The organism is Streptomyces sp. NPDC054841 (assembly GCF_053611045.1).
In genome coordinates, this window is record NZ_JBSGZO010000440.1 from 1 (window position 1) to 7,054 (window position 7,054).

At 69.9% G+C, this 7,054-nt stretch carries 7 protein-coding genes; 3 read left to right on the plus strand and 4 right to left on the minus strand.

The genetic code is table 11. The features are described 5' to 3' along the window. Positions 1-3 precede the first annotated feature (3 nt). Complete coding sequence (locus ACWGI8_RS35885) at positions 4-219, minus strand: I78 family peptidase inhibitor (protein ID WP_453667500.1); 216 nt, start codon at positions 217-219, stop codon at positions 4-6. A gap of 469 nt (positions 220-688) precedes the next feature. On the opposite strand from ACWGI8_RS35885, the gene ctaD reads away from it, so the two are divergent. Continuing rightward, the gene (gene ctaD / locus ACWGI8_RS35890; protein ID WP_453667502.1) at positions 689-2,398 is read left to right on the plus strand and encodes an aa3-type cytochrome oxidase subunit I; all 1,710 of its coding nucleotides are present in this window, start codon (positions 689-691) and stop codon (positions 2,396-2,398) included. Here ctaD and ACWGI8_RS35895 read toward each other — a convergent pair. The 3 genes from ACWGI8_RS35895 to ACWGI8_RS35905 all read right to left on the minus strand — a co-directional run bounded on the left by ACWGI8_RS35895 (position 2,355) and on the right by ACWGI8_RS35905 (position 5,469). Beyond that, positions 2,355-3,314, minus strand: coding sequence for a helix-turn-helix transcriptional regulator (locus ACWGI8_RS35895; RefSeq protein ID WP_453667504.1), 960 nt, complete (start codon positions 3,312-3,314; stop codon positions 2,355-2,357). The genes ctaD and ACWGI8_RS35895 overlap by 44 nt on opposite strands. Before the next feature lie 98 nt (positions 3,315-3,412). Then, positions 3,413-4,189, minus strand: coding sequence for a hypothetical protein (locus ACWGI8_RS35900; RefSeq protein WP_453667506.1), 777 nt, complete (start codon positions 4,187-4,189; stop codon positions 3,413-3,415). Continuing rightward, positions 4,186-5,469 carry a glycosyltransferase family 4 protein gene (locus ACWGI8_RS35905; protein ID WP_453667512.1) on the minus strand — a complete coding sequence of 428 codons (1,284 nt, stop codon included), beginning with the start codon at positions 5,467-5,469 and terminating at the stop codon, positions 4,186-4,188. The genes ACWGI8_RS35900 and ACWGI8_RS35905 overlap by 4 nt, the downstream gene beginning before the upstream one ends. Before the next feature lie 310 nt (positions 5,470-5,779). Here ACWGI8_RS35905 and ACWGI8_RS35910 point away from each other — a divergent pair, with 310 nt between their 5' ends. Next, positions 5,780-6,595, plus strand: a complete 816-nt coding sequence (locus ACWGI8_RS35910) for a hypothetical protein (RefSeq protein ID WP_453667508.1) — start codon at positions 5,780-5,782, stop codon at positions 6,593-6,595. Positions 6,596-6,743: 148 nt separating this feature from the next. Next, on the plus strand, positions 6,744-7,028 hold the full coding sequence (locus ACWGI8_RS35915) for a hypothetical protein (RefSeq protein WP_453667510.1): 285 nt from the start codon (positions 6,744-6,746) through the stop codon (positions 7,026-7,028). The last annotated feature ends 26 nt before the right edge of the window (positions 7,029-7,054 follow it).

A 7,054-nucleotide genomic window follows, 5' to 3' on the forward strand; every position in this document is an offset into this window, starting at 1 on the left:
GTCTCAGCCCTTCCAGCAGCGCACGACCGTGCCGTCGTCGACCTCGAAGTTCAGCCGGCCCGCCAGGTACTCCATGGTGATGATCGAGCCCGGCGGAAGCGCTCTGACGGTGCTCCAGCCCCGGCTGCGGGCAAGCCGCTCGGCCGTCCCGGCGTCGAGGCCGACGTAGGACTCGGGGGCGTCGTCGGGCTGTGCGGAGGGGGTCGGTATCGGTGCCATGGGATTCACCGTAGGCGGCAGCGGACGGTGACGGAAGGCCCGTTGGCAACCTCCAATAGCAGGCACCCGTACACGCGTCCGCTTCCCCACGTACCTCACCGGTCACACTTGTGTCACAGGATCACGACACGCGTTTAGTGGGGATTCGTTCATCCGTGCGCACAAACGGAGTTACTCGCACGGGAATTCCACTGAATTCACGGATCATCGCGATGCCGGTCCGTCTCGGCCCCGGAATTCTCCCTGCCGATGACCTTTCTCCGGCCGCCCGAACGCCGGAAATTCATCGTTAGTTATGCAGTTCCTACTTCTGGACGAACCGGTCGCTCACCCGTCTGCGTATCCCACTCTGTCCCGATCCGTGTCCCCACCCTGTCGGGTGGTATCGCGTGGCTAGCATCGTGGCTCCAGCCCGAGACCGAACCAGTGCCGGACGAGGCCCCGAGCCGCGGACCGCGAAGGGGCAACGATGGGGACGGACACCGCGGAAGCCGCTGCCTCACCGGCATCACTGCGCGGGCGGGGCCGGGTCGTCGTCGGCTGGCTCACGACCACCGACCACAAGAGGATCGGGCATCTCTACCTGGTCACGTCGTTCGTCTTCTTCCTGATCGCCGGGCTGCTGGCGATGCTGATGCGCGCGGAGCTGGCGCGGCCCGGGCTCCAGCTGCTGACGAACCAGTCGTACAACCAGGCCTTCACGCTGCACGGCGCGATCATGCTGCTGCTCTTCGCGACGCCCACCTTCGCCGGTTTCGCCAACGAGATCGTGCCGCTGCAGATCGGCGCGCCCGATGTGGCCTTCCCACGGCTCAACATGTTCTCGTACTGGCTGTTCCTGTTCGGGGGGCTGATGGTGCTCGGCTCGCTGCTCGTGCCGACCGGCCCCGCCGCCTTCGGCTGGACCGCGTACGCGCCGCTCAACAGCCTGGACCGGTCTCCGGGTCTCGGTATCGATCTGTGGATCATGGGGCTTGCGCTCTCCGGCTTCGGCACGATCCTCGCGTCGGTGAACTTCCTGGCGACGATCATCGGCATGCGGGCGCCGGGCATGACGATGTTCCGGATGCCGATCTTCACGTGGAACATCCTGTTCACGACGATCCTGGTGCTGATGGCGTTCCCCGTACTGGCGGCGGCGCTGCTGGTGCTGGAGTCCGACCGCCGGTTCGGCTCGGTGGTCTTCCAGGCCCCGAACGGCGGGGCGCTGCTGTGGCAGCACCTGTTCTGGTTCTTCGGGCATCCCGAGGTCTACATCATCGCGCTGCCGTTCTTCGGCATCATCACGGAGATCATCCCGGTCTTCTCACGCAAGCCGATCTTCGGCTACGTGACGCTGGTAGGCGCCACGATGGCCATCACCGGGCTCTCGGTCGTGGTGTGGGCACACCACATGTTCGCCACGGGTGCGGTGCTGCTGCCCTTCTTCTCCTTGCTGTCCTTCCTGATCGCCGTGCCGACGGGGGTGAAGTTCTTCAACTGGAGCGGCACGATGCTCAATGGCTCGCTGTCGTTCGAGACCCCGATGCTGTGGTCCGTCGGCTTCCTGGTGAGCTTCCTGTTCGGCGGGCTGACCGGCGTCATCATCGCTTCGCCGCCGATGGACTTCCAGGTCACCGACAGCTACTTCATCGTGGGGCACTTCCACTACACGGTGTTCGGCACGGTCGTCTTCGCGATGTTCGCCGGTTTCTACTTCTGGTGGCCCAAGTTCACCGGGAGGATGCTCGACGAGCGGCTCGGAAAGATCCACTTCTGGTCGCTCTTCATCGGCTTCCAGACCACCTTCCTGGTGCAGCACTGGCTGGGCGCGGAAGGCATGCCGCGGCGGTACGCCGACTATCTGGCGGCCGACGGGTTCACCGCGCTCAACACGGTCTCGACGATCGGTGCCTTCCTGCTCGGCATCTCCACGCTGCCGTTCCTCTACAACGTCTGGAAGACCCAGAAGTACGGCGAGAAGGTCACGGTCGACGACCCGTGGGGGTACGGCCGGTCGCTGGAGTGGGCGACCTCCTGCCCGCCGCCCCGCCACAACTTCACCACCATCCCGCGCGTCCGCTCCGAGGCGCCGGCCTTCGATCTGCACCACCCCGGGTTCGCGGAGGTCCCCGGCCGGCTCCCGGTGCGGCGTGTCACTCCCCCAGAGCCCGGGACAACCGGTCGCGGACCGTCCTGATGTGGCCGGTCAGCTCCGCCGGCTCGACGACCTCGAACTCGAAGCCCATGAGCACCACATGAACGACCATCACATCCAGGCTCGTTGCGCCCGTGCGCAGCAGACAGCTCTCCGGGCCCTCGGCCTCCAGGACACCCGCCGACGGTGACACGGCCTCGGCCGCGCGCTCGACCGGGACGCGCAGCCTGATCACCGCCTTCTCGGCGTACGCCGCCGTCGACACGCCCTTCGAGACATAGGCGGCGAGATCCTCGGCGGGCGGAGTGCGCGGCGCGAAGCGCGGGCCGTGCGGCGGCTTCGGGGTGACCCGGTCGACCCGGAACGTACGCCAGTCGGAGCGGTCCACGTCCCAGGCGACGAGATACCAGCGGCGCTCCGTGCAGACGAGGCGGTGCGGCTCCACGGTGCGGCGGCTCACCGAGCCGTTGTGGTCGCGGTACTCGAAGCGCAGCCGCTCGCTGTCCCGGCACGCGTTGGCCAGTTCGGTCAGGACGGACGGGTCGACCTGACCCTGCGGGGTGCGCAGCATCGGCACGGTGAAGGCGTTGAGGGCGCCGACCCGGCGGCGCAGCCGGTTCGGCAGCACCTGCTCGAGCTTGGCCAGGGCGCGCACCGAGGTCTCGCCGATGCCCTCGACGCCGTTGCCGGCGGCGGTGCGCAGGCCTACCGCGACGGCGACGGCCTCCTCGTCGTCGAGGAGCAGCGGAGGCAGTTCGGCCCCCGCACCGAGTTGATAGCCGCCGCCGGTGCCGGGGCTGGCATTGACGGGATAGCCGAGCTCACGCAGCCGGTCGACGTCCCGCCGCACGGTGCGCGGGGTGACGCCGAGCCGCTCCGCGAGATCGGCACCGGACCATTCGCGGTGGGCCTGCAGCAGAGAGAGCAGGCGCAGCAGTCTTGCCGAGGTTTCCAGCATGAGGCCGAGTCTGCCAGCGATTGAGGACAGTCAATGTCCTCAAGCCTGCGGCCGGCCCGCCGGTCCCGTCGGCCGGCAGCCGGTGCCGGCTTCCCCTGTCACTTCGGGGACAGCCGTACGCACAGGTCGTTGTCCGCGCTGTAGCAGGGCGCCGCCCGGTAGCCCTCCGCCTCGTGGGCCGGGTACACGAAGATGGCCCTCCGGTCCCATACGTCGTCGAGGATGCGGGAGATCCGTACCGGCTCCGTGCCCTTGGCCGGCCGCAGCCACAGCGTCCACAGCTGCTCCTTCGGGACGGGCGGCTCGGCGAGCGTCCGGTACGGCAGGGTGAATCCGAAGCTGCCGTCCTCGCCGGTCACCGGCACCTCGTGGACCGTGCCGCCGAGGCGCGCCTCGGCCACCGCTCCCTCGCCGAGTTCGGCGCCGTACAGCACGCCCTCGACCGTGCAGGCGCCCGGTTCGGAGCCGATGTCGCCGGCCTCGGCGTGCGGCTCACGCACCCAGGAGCGGACCACGAGCCGCCCGTCCGCCGTCGGGTAGGGCACCCGCACGACGACGCGGCCGGCTGCCGGGACCCGGTCGACGAGTGCCCGCAGATCGCGGATGCCCGGCTCGATGGCCACGTCGTCGTCGGTGAACGCGTCCCAGTGGCCCTCGGCCAGCTCGACCGTGCTGGGCAGCACGGCCCGCGAGTGCCCCCCGCCGGTCGGGGTGAGCGGGAGCCGTACGGTGTCCTCGGCGGCGGTGCCGCCGCGCCGGCGCAGAACGAACGCCGCGTCCGGAGCCGCGACTTCCGCTATGTCGAACGTGACACCACCTGCGGAGTCGGCGATGCAGTCGGCACGCGGTGTCCGCCGCTCGGTGGACGTGGTCATGCCGTCTTCCCCTTCCGGATCACATCGGCGGCCTTGTAGCGCAGGGCGTACGCCCCGTCGAGCACCGCCCCGCGCGAGCGGTACAGGGTGTCCCGCAGGGCATTGCGGGAGCGGCCGCCCACGCCCTGGTCGACCAGCTCGGTGAAGAGCGCCTCGTGACGTTCCGCGATCCGCACGGGATCGAAGCGGGCGGATGCCCCGAGGGCCGCCTCACCGGTGCGTCGCCGCAGCTCGTCGTCGTTGATCAGGCCGAGGAGCGCGTCGGCGACCGCGTCCTCGTCACCGACCGGGACCAGCCGGCCGTCGACCCCGTCCTCGATGATCTCGCCCGGCCCGTGCGGGCAGTCGGTGGAGACGACCGGGAGGCCGCAGCGCATCGCCTCGACGATCGTCATGCCGAAGGACTCGAGGTTCGAAGTGACAGCGGCGAGCGAGCCCTTGACCCACTCCGGCTCCAGCGGGTTGGCGGGCCCCATCAGGAAGACGTGGTTGTGCAGTCCGCGCTGTTCGATCAGGGCGAGCAGGGCGTTCCTCTCATTGCCCGTCGCGTCACCGCTGCCGTAGATCCGCAGCCGCCAGTCGGGGCGCGCCGCCACCACCTTCGAGAAGGCCTTGACCAGCAGGTCGTACCGCTTGACCTTGGTGAGACGGCCGGCCGCGATCACCCACTTGCTGGCGGAGTCGGCGGGGGCGACCGTCGGCGCGGGCACGCTGTTCGGCACGGACTCGATCCGCACGCCGGGCAGCTTCAGCCGCGTGCGGTAGGACTGCGCGTCGGCCTCGGTGACCGTGGTGACCGCGTCGAGCAGCGCGTACCGGTGGCCGATCTCGCGGCGCAGCCGGTAGCCGTGGCTGTCCAGGGTGAGGTGCTCCTGGCCGATGCGGACCGGGCCGCGCCGGGCCTGGCGGGCGATATGGACATTCAGCCCGGGGCGGGTGCCGACGACGACGTCGGCCTCCAGGGACTTCAGATGCGCGGCGATACGGGCGTCGGTGAGGCGGTTGTACTGCTTCCAGCGGCCGTCGCCGCGCGGGAACACCTTCGCCGGACGAGTGTAGTCCGGGTGCGTGCCGTCATAGGTGGGGCTGCCGCTGCGCAGATCGAGCAGATGACGCATGCGTACGCCGGCGGGGGCGCCGAGCGTCGGCTCCTCACGGTGACGGAAGACCGAGACGATCTCGACGTCGTGCCGCTCGGCCAGTATCCGGGCGAGGTTGAACGTCGTCCGGATCGTCCCGCCGATTCCATACGCGTTGTGGAGCAGGAACGAGATATGCATGCGCTGCCGCATCCCCCTGAGCTTCATGGTCATCAGCATGGGACTGTACTGGGCGCCCAGGGCCGTCAGGCGCGTTGGGGCACCGTGAATCACTTCTCCGTCATGTCACCACTCTGGTGGATCCGGCCGCTTACGTCCTGCCGACGCGGTGAACTCGCCGACCCCGAACGATTTGTCGATGTATCACTGTGACGATCTGTCTCCCGCAACCGGCTTCGCGCGTGACCCTTGCCCTGACTCACCCGTTGTGCTCTTTACGAGCCGGGTGCCGCCCGGCAACCCACCACGCACCGAGTCCGAGGAGCCACCCGTGCCGCGCATGCTCGACGTCAGCGAGGACGTACGCGCCGAGATCGGCGACGAAGAAGCCGACCGGCTGCTCGCCGGCGAGAACGCCCCGGGCAGCTACGACTGCACTTCCTGTCGTACCCCGGGCGATTCCGAGCAGGAACGCACCAGCACGGTGCTGTTCGTCGGCGAGGAGACCGCCGTCCTCGCCTTCGCCCACGCCAGCTGCATTCCCTCCCAGGTCGTCCAGGTCGCCGAGGAGCAGCTCAAGGGCGCCGTCCGCTCGATCACCGGCGAATCCCCCGCCGCCGCCCCGCAGCCACCCGCCGTCCAGGTCGACCACGGCTCGCTGGGCGCGGCGCCGGAGCAGGCGGTGCTCGGTGTCACGAGCGGTCTCGTCCTGATCGAGGACGAGCTGCACCCGGCGCTCGTCGTCGAGCCGACCGCCCCGATCGCCCGGCCCGGCTCGTACGGCGGCGGCGACGACTTCCTGCCGCTGCTGATCGAGCAGGGCTTCCTGCCGGTCTCCGTGGTGAACCAGGTGCCCCCGTCCCTGCCCGGCTGGTCCGTGCTGCTCGCCATGGGCCAGCTGCACGCCGTGCTCCAGCCGGGTACGGGCGGCGGCGGCCAGGTCGCCTGGTGGCAGGCCCACCAGCCGCTGCAGGTCACCGATGGCTGGCGCACGGCCGCCAACAAGTCGCACAGGGTACTGGTCTTCGCCGCCCCGGTCGGCTCCATCGGCCAGCAGCCGCGCGAGGACCTGCTGCGCGACGCCCTCGACAAGGCCGCGGCCAACGGCCGGCTGGTGGCCGCCACCATGCCGCTGGCGGGCACCTGACGGACGCCGTGCGCCGGCGTACCCGGCGTACCCCCGTCGAACAGCGATTTCCCGGACGGGGCCGCATCCGACCGGCGTGCGGGTCGTTGGCTCATACGTGCACACATACGACCCCGCCCGTCGGCCGCGCCAGGGCCATGTCCCCTCCATGCGCCCCGCGCACGACGTAGCGGCGGGCCCATCGGCCACTCCGATCTACGACGCGCTGTACTCCGAGTACCTCAGGGCGTTCCGGACGCTGCCGGGGGACCGGAGCGGCGAGGAGAACCTCGGGTTCTCGGCGTTCGGCACCGGTCAGCACGGGCTGACCGGTCACGGCGGATTCGGGGGCCAGTCGGGAATCGGGTGGCAGTCCGCCCCCGTCCGGCAGACGGGCGGCAGACAGCACCACACCCCCGCGGCGCTGCCACCGGCGCCCCGTAGAGGGCTGTGAGACGACGAAGTGGCCGGGGCGGCAGC